The 17,526-nt window shown below is 68.8% G+C and carries 16 protein-coding genes, 3 pseudogenes and 1 riboswitch; of the genes and pseudogenes, 8 read left to right on the top strand and 11 right to left on the bottom strand.

Annotated elements, in window-relative coordinates; genetic code table 11:
• Positions 1 to 96 precede the first annotated feature (96 nt).
• Positions 97 to 753: a response regulator gene (locus tag ABT115_RS28930; RefSeq protein ID WP_351795848.1), complete on the bottom strand. Its 657-nt coding sequence runs from the start codon at positions 751 to 753 to the stop codon at positions 97 to 99.
• Complete coding sequence (locus ABT115_RS28935; protein WP_351795851.1) at positions 750 to 2,018, bottom strand: sensor histidine kinase; 1,269 nt, start codon at positions 2,016 to 2,018, stop codon at positions 750 to 752. Before ABT115_RS28935 ends, ABT115_RS28930 begins: the two co-directional genes overlap by 4 nt.
• A gap of 253 nt (positions 2,019 to 2,271) precedes the next feature.
• Here ABT115_RS28935 and ABT115_RS28940 point away from each other — a divergent pair, with 253 nt between their 5' ends.
• A complete protein-coding gene (locus ABT115_RS28940; protein ID WP_351795854.1) occupies positions 2,272 to 3,282 on the top strand; it encodes an ABC transporter ATP-binding protein in 1,011 nt (336 codons plus the stop codon).
• On the top strand, positions 3,279 to 4,286 hold the full coding sequence (locus ABT115_RS28945; RefSeq protein WP_351795857.1) for an ABC-2 membrane transporter-related protein: 1,008 nt from the start codon (positions 3,279 to 3,281) through the stop codon (positions 4,284 to 4,286). The genes ABT115_RS28940 and ABT115_RS28945 overlap by 4 nt, the downstream gene beginning before the upstream one ends.
• 154 nt (positions 4,287 to 4,440) lie before the next feature.
• Here the strand turns inward: ABT115_RS28945 and ABT115_RS28950 are convergent, their stop codons facing one another.
• The 3 genes and pseudogenes from ABT115_RS28950 to ABT115_RS28960 form a co-directional block, all read right to left on the bottom strand.
• The gene (locus ABT115_RS28950; protein ID WP_351795859.1) at positions 4,441 to 5,211 is read right to left on the bottom strand and encodes a transglycosylase family protein; all 771 of its coding nucleotides are present in this window, start codon (positions 5,209 to 5,211) and stop codon (positions 4,441 to 4,443) included.
• 3 nt (positions 5,212 to 5,214) lie between these two features.
• Positions 5,215 to 5,386, bottom strand: a riboswitch (cyclic di-AMP (ydaO/yuaA leader).
• A gap of 297 nt (positions 5,387 to 5,683) precedes the next feature.
• The gene (locus ABT115_RS28955; RefSeq protein ID WP_351795862.1) at positions 5,684 to 6,643 is read right to left on the bottom strand and encodes a transglycosylase family protein; all 960 of its coding nucleotides are present in this window, start codon (positions 6,641 to 6,643) and stop codon (positions 5,684 to 5,686) included.
• A gap of 105 nt (positions 6,644 to 6,748) precedes the next feature.
• A pseudogene (locus ABT115_RS28960) lies at positions 6,749 to 6,949 on the bottom strand (cytochrome P450); the annotation flags it as partial.
• A 61-nt stretch (positions 6,950 to 7,010) separates the two neighbouring features.
• Here ABT115_RS28960 and ABT115_RS28965 point away from each other — a divergent pair.
• The gene (locus ABT115_RS28965) at positions 7,011 to 8,372 is read left to right on the top strand and encodes a cytochrome P450 family protein (RefSeq protein WP_502969184.1); all 1,362 of its coding nucleotides are present in this window, start codon (positions 7,011 to 7,013) and stop codon (positions 8,370 to 8,372) included.
• Between the two features lie 61 nt (positions 8,373 to 8,433).
• Here the strand turns inward: ABT115_RS28965 and ABT115_RS28970 are convergent, their stop codons facing one another.
• Positions 8,434 to 9,408, bottom strand: a complete 975-nt coding sequence (locus ABT115_RS28970; protein WP_351795864.1) for a nucleoside triphosphate pyrophosphohydrolase — start codon at positions 9,406 to 9,408, stop codon at positions 8,434 to 8,436.
• Positions 9,409 to 9,455: 47 nt separating this feature from the next.
• Positions 9,456 to 10,112, bottom strand: a complete 657-nt coding sequence (locus tag ABT115_RS28975) for a SurA N-terminal domain-containing protein (RefSeq protein WP_351795867.1) — start codon at positions 10,110 to 10,112, stop codon at positions 9,456 to 9,458.
• 472 nt (positions 10,113 to 10,584) lie between these two features.
• On the opposite strand from ABT115_RS28975, the pseudogene ABT115_RS30975 reads away from it, so the two are divergent.
• Positions 10,585 to 11,042 (top strand): annotated as a pseudogene (locus tag ABT115_RS30975) (DUF5753 domain-containing protein); the annotation flags it as partial.
• 82 nt (positions 11,043 to 11,124) lie between these two features.
• Positions 11,125 to 11,352 carry a DUF397 domain-containing protein gene (locus ABT115_RS28985; RefSeq protein WP_351795869.1) on the top strand — a complete coding sequence of 76 codons (228 nt, stop codon included), beginning with the start codon at positions 11,125 to 11,127 and terminating at the stop codon, positions 11,350 to 11,352.
• A 622-nt stretch (positions 11,353 to 11,974) separates the two neighbouring features.
• Here the strand turns inward: ABT115_RS28985 and ABT115_RS28990 are convergent.
• Positions 11,975 to 12,598, bottom strand: coding sequence for an HAD family hydrolase (locus ABT115_RS28990; RefSeq protein ID WP_351795871.1), 624 nt, complete (start codon positions 12,596 to 12,598; stop codon positions 11,975 to 11,977).
• Positions 12,599 to 13,033: 435 nt separating this feature from the next.
• Between ABT115_RS28990 and ABT115_RS28995 the strand changes: the two genes are divergently transcribed.
• A complete protein-coding gene (locus ABT115_RS28995) occupies positions 13,034 to 14,101 on the top strand; it encodes an NAD(P)/FAD-dependent oxidoreductase (RefSeq protein WP_351795873.1) in 1,068 nt (355 codons plus the stop codon).
• Positions 14,102 to 14,136: 35 nt separating this feature from the next.
• Here ABT115_RS28995 and ABT115_RS29000 read toward each other — a convergent pair whose 3' ends face one another.
• Positions 14,137 to 14,721 carry a helix-turn-helix domain-containing protein gene (locus ABT115_RS29000; protein WP_502969185.1) on the bottom strand — a complete coding sequence of 195 codons (585 nt, stop codon included), beginning with the start codon at positions 14,719 to 14,721 and terminating at the stop codon, positions 14,137 to 14,139.
• A gap of 155 nt (positions 14,722 to 14,876) precedes the next feature.
• Here ABT115_RS29000 and ABT115_RS29005 point away from each other — a divergent pair, with 155 nt between their 5' ends.
• Positions 14,877 to 15,509, top strand: a complete 633-nt coding sequence (locus ABT115_RS29005) for a class I SAM-dependent methyltransferase (RefSeq protein WP_351795880.1) — start codon at positions 14,877 to 14,879, stop codon at positions 15,507 to 15,509.
• A gap of 185 nt (positions 15,510 to 15,694) precedes the next feature.
• Here ABT115_RS29005 and ABT115_RS29010 read toward each other — a convergent pair whose 3' ends face one another.
• Positions 15,695 to 16,687, bottom strand: a complete 993-nt coding sequence (locus ABT115_RS29010) for a phosphotransferase family protein (protein ID WP_351795883.1) — start codon at positions 16,685 to 16,687, stop codon at positions 15,695 to 15,697.
• Positions 16,688 to 16,747: 60 nt separating this feature from the next.
• Between ABT115_RS29010 and ABT115_RS29015 the strand changes: the two genes are divergently transcribed.
• Positions 16,748 to 17,077 carry a hypothetical protein gene (locus tag ABT115_RS29015; RefSeq protein WP_351795885.1) on the top strand — a complete coding sequence of 110 codons (330 nt, stop codon included), beginning with the start codon at positions 16,748 to 16,750 and terminating at the stop codon, positions 17,075 to 17,077.
• A gap of 4 nt (positions 17,078 to 17,081) precedes the next feature.
• Here the strand turns inward: ABT115_RS29015 and ABT115_RS29020 are convergent.
• Positions 17,082 to 17,315 (bottom strand): annotated as a pseudogene (locus ABT115_RS29020) (leucine zipper domain-containing protein); the annotation flags it as partial.
• Positions 17,316 to 17,526: the final 211 nt, after the last annotated feature.

Below are 17,526 nucleotides of genomic sequence, written 5' to 3' on the forward strand. Positions count from 1 at the left end.
GACGCACATTGCCGGGCAAACGGTCAGAATTTTATTGGCCAGTATCTACAACAGTTGAACGATCACGGATAGTCGGCACTCCCTGTGCGACGTCGCTCACCCCCGCCCCTCCACCACCCCCGACTCCCAGGCCCAAGCCGCGATCTCCACGCGGTTGCGGGCGGACAGCTTCGTCTGAACATTTCCGAGGTGGGTCTTCACCGTGCCCACCGAGATGGTCAGCTCGTCGGCGATCTCGGCATTCGTCAGGCCTCGGGCGACCAGGCGCACCAGGTCCTTCTCCCGCTCGGAGAGCGCGGTGTGCGGCTCGCGCGGAGCGGGCGCGGCGCTGTTGAGCTGCCGCAGCAGTCGGACCGTGATCGCCGGGCTCACCAGGGCCTCGCCGGAGGCGGCTGCCCTGATGGCCTCGACGAGCAGGGCGGGGCCCGAGTCCTTGATGAGGAAGCCGGAGGCGCCTTGGGTCAGGGCGCGTTGTACGTACTCGTCGTCGTCGAACGTCGTGACCACCACGACCTTCGGTGGGTTCACCGTCCCGGGACGCGTCAGTCTGCGCAGCGCCTCCAGGCCGTCCATGCGCGGCATGCGGATGTCCATCAGGACGACGTCCGGGCGGTGGAGCTTGGCGAGTTCCACGGCGTGGACCCCGTCCGTGGCTTCCCCGACGACGTCGATGTCGTCCTCCGCCGCGAGGATCATCGCGAACCCGGCGCGCACCATGGCCTGGTCGTCGGCGATCAGCACCCGGATCGTCACGAAGCCGCCGCCCCTACCTTGGCCGTCCCTGCCGCCGAAACCTCGGCCGCCGGCACCGGAAGCGTCGCCTCCACACCCCAGCCGCCGCCTGTCACCGGCCCCGCCTGCATGCTTCCGCCGATCAGGCCCACCCGCTCGGCCAGCCCATTCAGCCCGAAGCCGCCATGCGAGACGTGACGCGGCCGTCCGTCGTCGCTGACCCGTACGGTCAGCCGGTCCTCCGAGAGGCTCACCCGTACCCGTACCTCCGTGCAGGCTTGGGCGTGTTTGCGTACGTTGGTGAGGGCCTCCATCACCACCCGGTGCGCCGTGGTGGTCACCTCCACCGGCAGATCGTCGACGGCCCCCTCAAGGTCGAGCCCGGCCCGCGCACCACCGACCGCCGAGAACTCCTCGACCAGCGATCGCATCTCGTCGATCCCCGCCAGCGGCGTCACCGCCACCTCCCCGTCGGCGTCGCGCAGCATCCCCACCATGTGCCGCATGGAGGTCAGCGCCTCCGAGCCGGCCTGTTCGATCCGCCGCAGCGCGGGCGGCACCAGTTCGGGGCGGCGGTCCGCGACCGCCTGGGCGCCCTGCGCCTGTACGACGATGCCGGTCACGTGGTGGGCGACGAAGTCGTGCAGGTCCCTGGCGAACTCCGTCCGCTGTTCGAGACGCAGCGCCGCCGCCTGCCGTCGCCGGTCCACCAGGAGCAGCCGCGTCCCGAGGCCGACGCCCAGCGCCGCGACCGCGGCCAGCGCGAAGAGCAGCGCCATGATGACGGTGGACTGCCGCACCGAGACCGCCACCGGCCGCAGCACGATGGCCATGCACAGCATGGGCACGGCCACCACCACCCACGAGGGCGTCCCCCGCCGGGCGACGACCAGCAGGAGCCACACCAGCGCCGCCGGTTCGGCGAACCCAAGGGCCTGTGAACTGGCCACCATCTCCATGTGCAGCCACACCGAGAGGCAGAGCGACACGACCGCGAGCGCGCAGGCCGTCATCGGCAGCGCCCGGTCCCCGTCGAGCCGAGGCGAAGCAATGGCCACTCCGACGGCCAGCAAGGCGCCGATCAGCTTGGCGGGGCCGTGGTGCTCGATCCAGTAGAAGCCGGCCAGCAGATCGAGGAGGGCGAGGCCGACCAGGGCCGCGACCAGCAGCACCCATGACGTGACGGGCAGCAGCCGCGTACGTCCGTTCCCCCGCGTGACCGCGGGTGCGGTCGCCCCGGTCGCCACCTTTGTCATGTCCTTCAGCTCTCTCAGCTTGCTCACCATGCCGCCACGATCTCGCACACCCGAGATCTCTCGCACCGGCCGAAAGTCGGAGCCTGCCGCGCATGATCTGTCTTTCGCCCGATACCCCGCGGGCGACGGCCGAGCAGAGTTGTGTCCACCGAAAGCGGCGTAACCCTTCCTGAACACCTGACACGGAAGTACGTCGCCGCCACGGCCAACGCCACCGTGGTGCGGACCCTCGAAGGTCCACCACGGCCAACGCCTCCTCACCACGTACAGGAGCCACCCACCCATGGACCACGCGACGATGCACCTGGGAAACGGACCGGGATCGCGGTGTCCCGCAAGTACGTCCGCGCAGTCCCCCGAGCCCGCGATCGAGGCCCACGGGCTCGGCAAGAAGTACCGGCGCGGCTGGGCCCTGCGCGACGTCTCCTTCCGGCTGCCGGCCGGGCGGGTCTGCGGTCTCGTAGGACCCAACGGCGCCGGCAAGAGCACGCTGATGGGCCTGGCCACCGACATGATCCGCCCGACGACCGGCGCGCTGCGGATCTTCGGCGCGGCCCCTGGTTCGACGGAGGCGGTCCTGCGCACCGCGTTCCTCACCCAGGAGAAGCCACTGTTCCGGCGCTTCACCGTGGCCGAGACGCTGCGGCTCGGTCACGAGCTGAACCCCCGCTGGAACCAAGGGGTCGCCGAGGGCATCGTCCGCGCGGGCCAGGTGCCGCTGGCGGCGAGGATCGGCACGCTGTCCGGCGGTCAGCGCACCCGCGTCGCCTTCGCCCTGGCCTTCGGAAAGTGCCCTGACCTGCTAATCCTCGACGAGCCGATGGCCGACCTCGACCCGCTGGTCCGCCGCGAGCTGATGGCCACGCTGACGGCGGCGGCGGCCGAACGTGGCACGACGGTACTGATCTCCTCGCACATGCTCGCCGAGCTGGAACACATCTGCGACTTCCTCCTCGTCGTCGCGAACGGCGGCCTGCGTCTCGCGGGCGAGGCGAACGAACTACGGGCGGCACACGCCCTGTTCGCGGTCTCGCCGGACACCTCGTTCCCGGCCGGGAGCCCGCACCGGGTCATCGGTTCCGAGTCGCCCGGCGTCGAGGGCCGACCCGGCGTCCTCGTACGGCTCGGCGCCCCGATCCAGTACGGCGGACAGGCCGAGCCGCCCACTCTGGAGGAACTGCTGCTCGCCTACCTGCGCTCACCCGACGCCCCGCCGTTGATCACCCCCGGCGCCCAGGTCGGCGACGTCCACGACGTCCTCACCCGCGACCGGCAGAAGGCTGTGACCGCATGACCAAGCTCACCCACGCCCCTGCCCGTACGACCCCCGACGCACGCCCCTCACGCAAGGGCCCCCGATTCGGCCTGATCTGGCTGATCTGGCGCCAGCACCGTGCGGCGTTCTGGACCCTGCTCGCCCTGACGCTCCTGACGACGCTGGCCATGATCTACCTGCGCGGCCAGCTGACGGACTACCTCGCCACGTCCCCCCAGAAGAGCCTCCCGCCCGACATCGAGAAGTACACCGGCCGCCTGTTCAGCGTCGGAAGCTACCTGGGCTACGCCCCCATACTGGCGGGCGTCCTGATCGGCGCCCCGCTGATCGCGGGCGACCTGGAGTCCGGCACCGCAAAGCTGGTGACCTCCCAGTCAGTCAGCCGCCTCCGCTGGCTCACCACGAAGCTCGCGATGCCCGCCGCGCTGATCGCCCTGTCCACCACCGTGCTGGGCGCCGTCTTCACCTGGTGGTGGAACCCGGTCAGGAGCCGTGCCGACAACCTGGACTGGACGAGCAGCGCGTTCTTCGACGTCACGGGGATCATGCCAGCGGCCTACGCCCTGCTCACCTTCACCGTGGGTGCGGCGATCGGCATGCTCCTGCGACGCACGCTGGTGTCGATGGTGGTCACACTCGGCACAGTGGTGGCGATCGGCTTCATCTGGGACCGCTTCCGCCTAAACCTGGGCCACGTCCTGTCGGTCACCACCCACAAGGGCGTAGGCCCCGACGCCCGGCAGCCGGAACTGCCCGCCGGTGCGGTGCAACAGGGCCAAGGCACGTACTTCCTCACCGACTCGGGAACCCGCCTGGACTGGACGACGTGCCTGGACAAGATGGAGAACACCCGAGCCCACACGTCCTGCCTGGAGTCAAAGCACGTCATCGGCTACGCGGCCGACTACCTCCCGGCCTCCCAGATGCAGCCGATGCAGTGGCTGGGAGCAGTCATCATGCTCACAGTCACCGCGGCCATCGTCACGTTCATCGTCGTGTGGGGACGGAAGCGGCTCTTTTGAACCATAGGCCCTGCAGGCCCCGTCGCTGCCTCCTCGTCCGACTCCGAGTCCGATCGAGATATATAGGCACCCCCGCGTCACGCAGAAACCCCGGCCCGGCGCGTACGGGGGATTGGGCGCCGGGCCGGGGAGCTCAGGGAGGAGAGAGCCTGGACTACTTCGTCAGGTGCAGCTGCTGACCCGGGTAGATCAGGTCGGCGTCCGTGACGATGTCCTTGTTCAGCTCGAACAGCTGCTGCCAGCCACCCTCGACCTTCTGGTCGGCGGCGATCTCGCTCAGGGAGTCGCCGGGGGCGACCTTGTACTCGCCGTCGCCCTTCTCGACCTTCCCGCCGGTCGGTGTGGTGACGGTCTCCTTCGACTCGGCCTGCGGAGCGGCGGAGCCGTCCGAGGGGGAGGCGGCCGGGGGCTCGGTGGGCTCGGTCTGCTCCGGCTGGGCCTGCTGCTCCGGCGCGGCCGGGGTGCTCTCCTGCTCGGTGGCATTGGAGCTGGAGCTGGAGGTGGAAGTGGAGTTCGAGGAGGAGCCGGTGTCGACGCCCGGGTCGACGCCGTCGTTGGTCAGGCCGCCGGCACTTGCGCAGCCCCAGGCACCCGGACCCTGCATGTCGAGGAGCTTCTCGGCGGTGGCGATCTGCTGGGCCTTGGTGGCCAGGTCGGCACGGGGGGCGTACTGCGTACCGCCGGCGGCGGCCCAGCTGGACTGCGAGAACTGCAGGCCACCGTAATAGCCGTTACCGGTGTTGATGGACCAGTTGCCACCGGACTCGCACTGGGCGACGGCGTCCCAGGTGGCGACGGAGGCGGCGGAGGCACTGGTCGCGCCCATCAGCGGTACGGCGACAGCGGTACCGGCGACACCTGCGAGCGTGGCGGCACGGACAGCCTTTGACGGGCGGCGGTGCCTGCCCTTGCTGGAAAACAGCATGGAACTTCTCCTCACCGACGCCTACGAGGTGAGCTGTCGGGTTCGGGCCAAGTGAGTTGCCCGGTCGCACGTCCTAGCACGCGACTTCACCCCAAGCCGGCCCCGATGCGTCATTCGACGATCGGGCCCAGCGCCTACCTGGGTCCCCCGCTCCTGCCTACGGCGCTTTACGCGTCTGTTCCCTTCGACCGACGGCAGGATTCGGCGTGACGATCGAAGGGGCCCGCGGTGCGAGCGGTTCTGACCGTAAACATACGCAACCCTCACATTCAAAGACGGACACATCGGACAATCGGCCCGTACTCGCATCTGAGGAACCGTCGTTTTCGCAGGTGGCAGCGGTACGGAGGGGTTCCCAGGCGCGACACGCCAGTTGACGCAAAGAGACCCATGTCTCACTTACACATAATCGGACATAGGTCTCTGAACTACCCAGATTTTTGAGGCCCTTTTGGCCGAATTCAGACTGCCCTCACTTGGCCTTCACGTCGAGATCGAGGCTCTGGCCAGGAAGGATGAGGCCCGGATCGGAGCCGACGGCATCCTTGTTGGCCTCATAGAGCGCGGGCCAGCCACCGGGAACCTTCTGCGCGTCAGCAATCGCCCAGAGGTTGTCGCCGGGGTGCACGGTGTACGCGCCTTCGGCGGCCGACACACCCGCGTCGCGCGCGCCGGCGTCACCGCGGGAGGCATGACGGCCCGACTCACGGCCGGCGCCGCCGTTCGCGTCCCGGCTCCCCTCGGAGGCCGGCGCGCCGCGATGCTTACCACCGACACCGTCGGGCGAATCGGAAGAGCCGGATGAATCGGGCACATCGGAGGGCGGGGTGGCCGACGCGGTGGTCGAATGCTTCGTGGAAGGCTTCGCCTTGCCTGAAGACTTGTCGGCGCCATCCGGGCCCTTCGAGCTCTTCGAACCACCCGTACCGCCCGACGCGCGGCCCGACGGCTTGGTGGTGTCATCGGACGAGGCCGCCGACGTACCGTCAGCCGACTCCGTGCTCTCCGTCGGCTCGGCGGAGGACGCAACCCCCGGGTCGACACCGGGCAGCGTCCCGTCCACCGCGAGGCCGGAGATGACCGCACAGCTGGGCCATGCCTGCGGGCCCTGGTCGTCCAGGACCTTCTCGGCCACGGCTATCTGCTGCGAGCGGCTGGCAAGGTCGGCACGCGGGGCGTACGACTCGCCGCCGTACGCCTTCCAGGTCTTCTGCGAGAACTGAAGGCCGCCGTAGAAGCCGTTGCCGAGGTCGGCGCTCCACATGCCGCCGCTCTCGCATTCGGCCACCTGGTCCCAGGTCGTGGCTTCGGCTGCCTGTGCACTGGCCGCGCCGAGCAGCGGAATGGCGATGGCCGATCCGGTCACGCCCGCGGCGACGACGATGGCGGGTGCCTGACGAGGGCGACGGTGTCTGCCGTTCGCGGAGCCCATGGGGTTGCCTTCCGTGTGACTGACGAGTGACTGGTGAGTCGAACGGTGAACCTAACTGGACTCGAACGTGTGTCACAAGTCGATGCAGCGCAGATCACGTGAAAGTCACAGCGTTGACGGAGTGTCATCTTGCGCCAGGGCGGCCCCCGGTGTGAACTCCACGGGCAGCGTGCGCAGTCCGCGCATGAGGAGCCCGCCACGCCACCGCAAATCGGTAGGTTTCACCGCAAGAAGCAGGTCCGGAAGGCGCTTCAGAAGCGTGGCGAGCGCGGCCTGCCCCTCCAGTCGCGCGAGCGGTGCTGCCATCGCCTGTAGGCGGGACTCGTCCTTCATGAGTTTGGCGAGTTCGCGCCATACGGTGTTCTCGATGTCGTTGGCGTTGAAGTACGGCTCGCCGCACGACTCTTCTTCCACCCGGCCAGCCGCCGTAGCTGACCTTCAGTTAGCCGGGGCCGGCCGAGACGCCCGATACCGTCGCCAGGTGAACCACATTCCGACTCCGGAACTCTTCTCCTGGGAGTTCGCAACCGACCCGTACCCCGCCTACGCCTGGCTGCGCGAGCACACGCCCGTGCACTGGACGGAACTGCCGTCCGGGGTGGAGGCCTGGCTCGTGACCCGTTACGTGGACGCTCGACAGGCGCTCGCCGACGCCAGGCTGTCGAAAAACCCCGAACATCACGCGGATGACGCCCAGGGCCGCACCAAGACCGGTATTCCCGGGGAGCGCGGTGCCGGGCTCATGACACATCTGCTGAACATCGACCCGCCCGACCACACCCGGCTGCGCCGCCTCGTCTCCAAGGCGTTCACCCCGCGCCGAGTCGCCGAGTTCGCGCCCAGAGTCCAAGAGCTGGCGGACGGCCTTATCGATGGCTTTGCCGGGCGCGGCGAGGCGGAGCTGATCCACGAGTTCGCCTTCCCGCTGCCGATTTACGCGATCTGCGATCTGCTGGGGGTGCCGACCGAGGACCAGGACGATTTTCGGGACTGGGCGGGCATGATGATCCGGCACGGCCAGGGCCCGCGCGGTGGCGTCGCCCGGTCGGTGAAGAAGATCCGCGCCTACCTCGCCGAGCTGATTCATAAGAAGCGTGCGAACCTCGGCGACGACCTGATTTCTGACCTGATCCGGGCCAGCGACCACGGCGAGCACCTCACCGAGAACGAGGCCGCCGCCATGGCTTTCGTGATCCTATTCGCGGGTTTCGAAACGACCATTAACTTGATCGGCAACAGCGCCCACGCCTTCTTCCGAAACCCCATTCAGCGGTCTGTTTTCCAGAATGCAGTCGAGCAACGCGATGACTCCCTCCTCGATAGCGCCGTGGAGGAGCTGCTGCGCTATGACGGTCCGGTAGAACTGGCGACCTGGCGGTACGCCACCGAGACGCTCGAAATCGGGGGACAGCCAATCCGAAAGGGCGACCCCGTGCTCGTCGTGCTCGCTGCGGCCGACCGCGACCCGGCACGCTTCGATGACCCCGACACACTCGACCTGTCCCGCCGAGACAACCAACACCTGGGGTACGGCCACGGCATCCACTACTGCCTCGGAGCGCCGCTCGCCCGACTGGAGGGACGCACTGCCTTGGAGACGTTGTTCCGCCGCCTGCCGGACCTTCAGCTTGCGGTGGACCCTGCTGATCTACGGTGGAGGGGTGGGCTGATCATGCGGGGCCTGCGCACCCTTCCGGTGGAGTTCACGCCGGAGGCTTCGACTGGTTGATCGCTCAGCCAGGCGTAGGCCGAGTACGGGTCGGTGGCGAATGCCCAGGTGAAGCCCGACGCTATCCGTTGCCCTCCGCCGCCCGGATGGCATCCCGGTAGGCCCGGCCCGCGGCCCTCAGCGCGGCCTCGGGGTCGACACCGTCCTGTTCGGCGCGTGCGGCGAGGGCGAGGAGTTCGTAACCGATGCCGTCGCCCGTGGGAAGCGCCACATCGAGCCCCGCCGTACGGACCCGGCCGGCCAGCTTCGCCGCGAGGGCCAGGCCGGGCTGGCCGAGCGGGACTCCATCGGTGACCGACTCGCGCTGCTTCTCGACGGCCTTGGTCCGCAGCCAGTGCGCGTGCACATCCTCCGGGGTCTCGGCGGTCTCGTCGCCGAAGACATGCGGATGGCGGTGGATGAGCTTCTCTACGAGGGTCGCGGCCACGTCGTCGACGGAGAACGGCTCGTCTCCGTCCTCGGGGCGCGCTTCCTCGGCGATCCTGGCATGGAAGACAACCTGGAGGAGTACGTCCCCGAGCTCCTCGCGCAGCTCGTCGCGGTCGCCGTCCTCGATCGCCTCGACGAGTTCGTACGCCTCCTCGATGGCGTACTTGGCGAGGCTCTCGTGGGTCTTCTGCGAGGTCCAGGGGCATTCGGTCCGGATCCGGTCCATGATCTGGACCAGGTCGAGAAGCCGGGCACCCGGCAGATCGTACGAACCGGGCAGCAGCTCCAGGTCCGGCATCTGCACCCGGCCCGAACCGGCGAGCCGGGCCAGCCCGTCGGTCAGCGGCTGATTGCCCTCGCCGCCCGTGAGGACGACCACGCTCCGGCCACCCGCACACACATCGACAAGCTCCTGCGCGGTGGGGGCAACCTGCTCGACGGCGACGCCGGCCTCGCGCAGATACGGCAGCTGCGGATTGTCCTGCTCAGCGCAGAACACCCGGTCGGCGGCGTGCAGCGTCTGCCAGGCCGGCCAGGACAGGAGTCCGGGCGCGACGCGGTGGCTGGCAGTGAGCAGGACGATACAGCCGGGGTCTTCAGCGTTCACCGTTCGAATCTACTCCGGTCGGTCGGGCAACCGTTCTCCACGGTCTTCTATACGCCGGACTCGGCTCCCGCCTCGGCGGGCTTGGTCACCTGGGTGATCCAGGGGGCCTTGTAGTTGGCGAGCTGAGTCTGCTTGTCGTCCCAGGCGCCGTAGCGCGGATTGACGTCGACCTTCAGCGCCTTCGACGCCTTGCTCAGCGCGTCACCGACGGCCTTCTGCCCCTCGGGCTGCTGAAGGTCGGCGCCGAGCGCCTGGGCCAGCTTCGTCAGCTGTACCTGCTCACGCAGGACGGCGTCGATCTGGCCGGGGGCGACCCAGCTCTGCTGGAGCATCGCCGTCCGCAGCTGCGCCTCTCCGCCGGACTGGGCGGCCGCCGCCTTCCGCATCTGCTGGATCTCGTTGCGGCTGACGGTCACGCCCGCGTCCCGCGCGGCCCGGTCCAGGACCCGGTCGAAGATCATGCCGTGCAGCTTGGCCCGGCCGAGCTGCCCGGACTTGTCGATGAGCTGGGACGCGTCCTTCGAGTCGCGCTGCGCCTCGCGTACGGCCGCCACCTGGCCCTGCAAGGTGGACACCTCGATCCGTTCCCCGCCGACGAGGGCCGCGGCGCCCGGGTGGTCCTGGCTGCCGCAGGCGGTCAGGAGTGGCGCGCCGACGAGCAGGGCGGCGGAGACGGTGAGCGCGGTGCGACGGCGGCGGTGCAAAGGAACCTCCCGGGGAGAGTTTGTGCATCAGTGCACAAGACCTTGCGGTGATCGATGGTAGGCAGTGGACGTGGCTGGGGCTACTGGTTCGACCAACGATTCGCAGGGAGTTGGGGATGTGGGCCCGCTCAGAGCCTGTCGGGTGGCCTCCGATCGGAGAGCGGACACGGTCTGGTGCGTGCGATTCCAAGGCGGAGGAGGGAGCCAACGCGAAGGGGGGTTCCCCCATGCCTTCAGGGCTATGGGGGAGTTGGGCGACCGACGACAACGCGGGAAGCGTGCGCACCAGGGCGTGGTCGCCCGGACGCACGTCGTCAGCTGGCGGATCACCCAGATCGAGTGCTCGTCCGGTGCCAGACCGACGCTGGAACTGGCGCGGGCCCTGGACGCCGCTCTCGTAGCGGACAACCTGCTGATCGACCTGTGGCCGTACGTGTACCAGGAGGCATTCCCGGACTGGTCGCGGGCCTTCATGGCGCACTCGGCACGGGCGGAGACGATCCGCGAGTACGCGTCCCACGTAGTGCCAGGGCTATTGCAGACCAAAGAGTACGCGCGATCTTGAGCGTCGGCCGGACGCTCAAGAGTGAAGAGCACCTGGAAGAACGGCTCTCGGCCCGCCTGGAACGCCAAGAGCGCCTGCGCTCGCCCCACCGCCCCGACCTGTGGGTGGTTCTTGACGAGGCTGTACTACGACGTCCCGTCGGCGGCCCTGCAGTCATGCAGGCCCAGTTGACCCGACTACTGGACACGGCCGACGACCCCCACATCACCCTGCAGGTACTTCCGTTCGACCAGGGGGAGCACGACGCGATGGGTGGTTCCCTGACCGTCCTGGTCCTACCGGACGGCGCAGAAATTGCCTACACGGAGGGCGCCCATTACGGACAGTTGATCGACGATCCGGAGGAGGTAAGCCGGTTCGCGGTGACCTACGATCGGCTGCGGGCAGTAGCCCTGCCCCCGCTCATGTCACTCGAAATGATCCGATCCGTGATGGAGGGCAACCCCCGTGGAGCGAGTGTCCCGTCCCGATCTGACCGGCGCCGACTGGCGCAAGAGCAGCTACAGCAATCAGGAGGGCGGCAACTGCGTAGAAGTAGCGGACGGGCTCCCCGGCGTCGCCCCCGTCCGTGACAGCAAGAACGCGGACGGCCCGGCGCTTGCATTCCCTGCGGCCTCCTGGGCGTCATTCATAAGCGAGTTGAAGGCGAGCCACCGCTTCCGTCCCGGCCGGTAGCGATCAACGGTTCGGGGTCCCGCGCCGAGCCGTGGTGCACCTTGCTTCCTGAATTCCGCTCGGCAGCCAGCCCATCGGAGATGTCGGCGGCCGTCGCGCCGCTGGTCTCTGAGAGCTTCCAGCGGCCGACCGGGGTGGTGGTGCCGTCGTGAAGCGTGGAGCGGGTGACCTGCTCAAGGTCCTTTGCCGACGAGGCAGTTACGGGGCTTCGGACCTCGACCTGCTGGCTCAAGTCACCGGACAGACCGTCGCCAACCTGCGACGGACACTCCCCGATGCCCCGGGACGCGTTGACTCCGACCCGACTCGGACCTGCATCTTCTCCACGGCGCTCGACCGTCGGCTCACAGACTCCTCGACCAGGCTCAACCTCGTCATGCTCCTGTTCGACGCCTACCAGGGACGGCGCCCACCGGCACCAGCTGAGCACCCGCTACGGACTCGACCGGCGCATCGTCCGCATCGCACTTCAGCATCAGCAACCACGCGGACCCATGCGCCACACCTACAACCTCATCACGCTCCTGGCTGCAATTGACCCCGCCGACCTGCACGACATGCTCACCCCAGTGACGCCGGCACCGCCCCCGTGATCACGGCCCGAGCTGTTGGACAAGCGGCGTCAGCCGGAGAACGAAAGTTCCCCGTTCAGATGGTCCGCGATGCGCGCGATGGTCCCCGCGTTCTCCTCGAACAAATGCGCCTGCATGCCGACTGCCCGGGCGGCCTCGACGTTGACCGCGACGTCATCGACGAACAGACAGTCCTCCGGGCGCACTCCCAGCCGGGCACAGGTCACCTCGAAGGCGCGCGAGTCGGGCTTGCAAACGCCGATCTCGTGGGAGTAGACGATCTGCTCGACCAGTTCGTCAAAGTGGTACGCGGCTACCTCCCGCTCCCGGGCACCGACAAAGCTGTTGCTCAGGATGCCCAGCCTGCACCGCGACCGCAGACCCCGCACGTACGTGATCAGCTCATTGTTCGGCGTTCCCAAATACTCGGCCCACAGATCCGCCATGAAGGCTTCCACGTCAACAGCGTCGAGACGGAGACGATCAGCCACCCGATCTTGCACCTCAGGCTCGCTGACCGCCCCGATACTGCCCGCCTGCCAGACCTCTCCCAGCCGCTCGTGCACAGCACCCGTCGGCAGCCCGAGCCTCTGTTCCCAGCGTCCAACCCACCCCGTCTCGGGAGTGAGCTCCAGTACCCCACCGATATCGAGAATGACGCAGCGCGAGTCCAACAGATTCCCCCTCGTTCATCGCGTGGTCGAGCCACCGGCGCGCACGCGGTTTGTTCATGTGATCCATGCACACTCTCGGCTTTCACCCCAGGGCAAGGTCAAGGAACAGGCAGCCCCCGTGACAGTCCTGTTGAAAGCCGCCCCGTTCCCGCTGAACCTGCGGGGCGCTGCCTCACCCCCCTCCCGAGAATCGCAAGGCGCATCTGCACAGACCAGCCTCCCGACAGACCGACGCACTCTGCATCCATCCAGGCCATAGCCCTGCCCGACACACGGTCAAACTTCGGTGGCAAACCATCAAACTTCGCTTTCGCTGTCACAGGTCAGCTTCGCTGCGGCTCCGGGAGAGCAGGACCGGGACAGCGGCTTCAGTTCTCCTTGCCGAAACGGCATGCGACTTTGCCGTACTGCGTGGCCGGGTCGCAGGGTGGGGTCATGAACGAGCTAGAGATGACGCGAGTGGACGGGACGGCCTGGGACGTCGTGGTGGTCGGGGGCGGGGCGGCCGGTCTTTCGGCGGCGCTGACCTTGGGTCGGGTGCGCCGGTCGGTGCTGGTGATCGACGCGGGCGAGCCCCGCAATGCCCCGGCCGTCGGTGTCGGTGCGCACGGCATTTTGGGCCGGGAGGGCATCTCCCCGCTGGAACTGCTGCGCCTGGGGCGGCAGGAGGTCGCGGCGTACGGCGGCCGGGTGGTCTCCGGCCGGGTGGCGCAGGTGCACCGGGACGGTGAGGAGTTCTCGGTGGTGACCGAGGACTGGCAGCGGGTGCGGGCCCGGCGGGTGCTGGTGACGACGGGGCTGGTCGACGAGCTTCCGGATGTGCCGGGGCTGGCCGAGCGGTGGGGGCGCGACGTCCTGCACTGCGTGTACTGCCACGGCTGGGAGGTGCGCGACCGGGCCATCGGCGTGCTCGGCAGTTTCCATCAGGCGCTGCTGTTCAGGCAGCTGTCTAAGGACGTCACCCTGTTCCTGCACAAGGGTACGAAGCTGGCCGAGGGACAGTGGGAGCAGCTGGCCGGTCTGGGCGTCGGCGTGGTCGAGGGCCGGATCGAGGGCCTGGTCGTCGACGAACAAGACCGGCTGGCGGGGGTGCGTCTGGTGTCGGGTGTGGTGGTGCCGGTTCAGGAGCTGGTGGTGGCACCGCGGTTCATGGCACGTGCCGGTTTCCTCGACGGTCTCGGTCTGGAGGTGCGGGAGCATCCGATGGGGATCGGTGAGCAGGTGGCGGTGGACAGCTCCGGTTTCACCGGGATCGCGGGGGTGTGGGCGGCGGGCAACGTCAGCGACGTGCTGGCGGGCGTTCCCCAGGCCATGGCGGCCGGAGTCGGCGCGGCAGCGGCGGTCAACATGAACCTGCTGATGGCCGACGCCGACCGTGCGGCCGCTTCCCGTACTGCGGTCCCCGGCGGCGACGTGTTCGGCGGGGCAATGGAGGCCGAGATGTCGCGGCGGGTGCTGGGCGTGCGCGTGCATGGTCTGGACGGTCTCGTGGACGGTGGCTGAGCGGCGCGGGTGTTCTTGCTGCCTGCGGGTGAAGGTCAGGTGGTGCGGGCCTTGAGGTGGGCCCGCTCTCCCTGGGCGCCGAAGAGGATCAGGAGTTCCACGGTGCGATCGTCGTCGGGACCCAGCCAGTGCGGCACGTGGGTGTCGAACTCGGCGGCCTCACCGGGCTTGAGAATCACCCTCTGGTCGCCCAGCAGCAGGCGTAGGCGGCCGGAGAGGACGTAGACCCATTCGAAGCCCTCATGGGTACTTAGCTGCGGTTCGGTGTCGGGCCGGGGCGGGATGAGGAGCTTGTGGGCCTGGACGCCGCCGGGCCGGCTCAGCGGCACGAACGTCATGCCGTCACGCGTGACCGGCTTGAGATGGATACGCGGATCCCCGGTGCGCGGCGCCCCGACGAGCTCGTCCAGGGGCACCGCGTAGACCTCGGCGAGGGGGAGCAGCATCTCCAGGGTCGGCTTGCGGGTGCCGCCTTCGAGGCGGGAGAGCGTGCTCTCATTGATCCCGGTCTGCTCGGCGAGCTCGGCCAGCGTCAGATCGTGCCGCCGGCGCAGCTGCCGCAGCCGCGGCCCGAGCGCGGCCAGCAGGTCCTTCTTCTCGGTGCTCACACCCCTCAGCATGCTGAAGCGGCATGAAACTTTGCAACTCCGGCAGCGGCCATCGCAGTGTCGTACCAGCGGCCCGGCCCAGCGCCCGGCGACCCGCGGCCTCCTCGTCAAAAGCCGACGCAACGCCACCCCCGCCTCCTGACCGCCTGCACCGAAAGGCCCCGTACATGAACAGCGCCAGCGACTCCGCCACGTTCTGGGAGAAGCACTACGCCGGCATGGACGCGCAGTGGGGCACCAAGCCCAACGCCGTCCTGACCGCCCTGCTCGCCGACCTCGCCCCTGCCCCGGGCACCGCCCTGGACCTGGGCTGCGGCCACGGCGGCGACGCCCTCTGGCTCGCCGCCCAGGGCTGGGACGTCACCGCCGTCGACGTATCCCAGACCGCCCTCGACCGCGTCGCCGCAGGCGCGGCGGCCACCGGCGTCACCGACCGCGTCCACCCCCAGCGGCACGACCTCGCCGAAACGTTCCCCGACGGCACCTACGACCTGGTCACCGCCACCTACTTCCACACCCCCATCACCATCCCCCGCGAGCACGTCCTGCGCCGCGCCGCCCAGGCCGTGGCTCCTGGCGGACTGCTGACCGTGATCGAACACGCCTCCGCCGCACCCTGGTCCTGGCAGGCCGGCCAGGACATCCGCTATCCCACCCCCGACGACGTCATCGCCTCGCTCCACCTCGACGACACCTGGGCGGTCGAACGCGCCGACGCACCCCGGCGGACCGCCACCGGCCCCAACGATCAGATCGCGACCGTCACCGACAACGTCATCGCCGTCCGTCGCGCCGGCTGACACGCAGAAGAACAGAGCCTCAGCCGTCCGCTGGTCCGCGCTGACGCTGCTGGCGCAGGACCAGGTCCGCGCCGGCGGGCTGAAGCTGGTGGGCGAGGGCGGGCTGCTGCCCGCGATCACGCAGCACCTGATGCAGGCCGCGCTGGAGACCGAAAGTGTTCTGCGCGGCCGTGCACCTCGGAAAGCTACATCAACGGCAGGAGCGCCAGTGCTTCTTTCGCGTGGTGCTCGGCGATGCCCTGCATGAACGCCCGGTCGGGAAAGTCAACGTCGAGGAGACGCAGTGGACCGGCCACCAGCGACAGACGCATCGCGAGCATATAGAGGTCGAGCCGCTGCGGATCGAGACCAGGCTGGGCCAGAGCTGTGTACCGCTCGCCGAAGCGGAGTTGGAGAAAGACGTGCTCCCATTCGACGTCGAAGTACATCAGCCCCTCGATGTCGATCAGGACGGGGTGCCCGTCGGCGTCGACCAGGACGTGGTCGGGTCCGAGTTCTCCGTGGATCAGTCCGTATTCCGTGCGAGGACTCACCCGATCGGCCAGTTCCTGCAGACGGTCGCGCAATGCAGCGCCAACTGCCGCGATGCGGCCGTCGCGCCCCGCCGCCTCCTCAAGGTCCCGCAGGGCGCGGTCGAGGACCCGCCGCTCGCAGGAGACCTCGGACACGGATCCGCTTCGCTCCAGCAGGTCCACCCTGCCGTAGCGCTGGCCTCGGTGTCGGTGTATCACCTCAAGCATCTCGGCGAGATCGCCCAGGGTTCCCAAGGCGCGCGTGGGATCGGTTTCGAAGAGTGCTTCGAGCGTGCCGCCGGAGACATCCTCGACCACGGCGACGTCCGCCGGATAGCGGCGCCGGCTGTCATCCACCAGGAGTACCCGCGGAACCCGTGCCCCCAGGCTGTCCAAGCTTCGCTGCGCGGTCAGGAACGGGACCAGCCCGGAGGCTGGCGCGAACGGATCAGCCGGGTCGGCCTCTCGCGCTCCTAGCCAGAAGTTCTCCGCTTCGGCCCAGCTGTAGACGATCACACTGGCGATGCGAGTTCCATCAACGCGGACTCGGTACACCCCTTTCTTGCTTCCCCCGCGCAACCGATCTACCGCGACAACGTGGCATCCCGCTCCCAGCGCGTCACGCACGAGCCCCGACAGGTCTTCGATGTCCGCGAATTGCCGCATCCGCAGAACCTACTGAAGACGGTTCCGCACGTCCCACTGGGTACCTCCCTTGCACGGACGGTGCCGGAGTCCGGGCTCGGTGAACCCGCCTCCCCCGTGCCCGCACCGGTCGCCGCTCTGCTGCTGGAGCACATAGCGAACCGCGACAACATGAACACCGCCACCAACCCCGCCTCCCGATGGCTCTTCCCGGGCCGCCGGGCAGGACAACCAGCCCGCCCCGACCACCTGTCCGCGCTCCTGAACGAGGCCGGGATCCCGGCCGCAGCAGCACGTGGCGCCGCCATCCGCCAGCAACTCCTCGAACTGCCCGCACCCGTCGTCGCGGACGCCCTCGGCTACCACGACAAGACCACCAGCCGCCTCCTCAGGGAGACCGGCGGGACATGAAGCCGATACGCCGCTCGGTACGGGTCGGGGTCCGGCGCGGGCTGTGGTGCGGGCGCGAGGACCGGTCGGTCATGCCCGCCTCGCCCAGCTCGCGGTAGCGGCCGGCCCACCGCTGAGCCGTCGTGGGCGAGACCTGGAAGCGTTCGGCGGCCCTGCGCAGGGTCCAGCCGTCCTCGACGACGCAGCGGGCCAGACGCAGCCGTCCGGTCTCGGTCAGGGGTGCATTACGGTGAGGCACGAGGGCCTTTCTGGTCGCCGGTGCAGATGTCGCAATCCACACCAGGCCAGAAGGCCCTCACCCATTTCAAGATCAATCAGCCGTGAACCCTGTCACCAACCTCCGTGGACAGAACACCTAGGGCGTGTTTCGAAAGTCCCGCCTGCCCCGCGACGCCTGGCACGCACGCTCGCCGCGTTGTCGGGATCGTCCTCGTACGCCCAGTACGAGG

The sequence above is a fragment of the Streptomyces sp. NPDC001832 genome, from assembly GCF_040297265.1.
Taxonomy (GTDB): Bacteria; Actinomycetota; Actinomycetes; order Streptomycetales; family Streptomycetaceae; genus Streptomyces.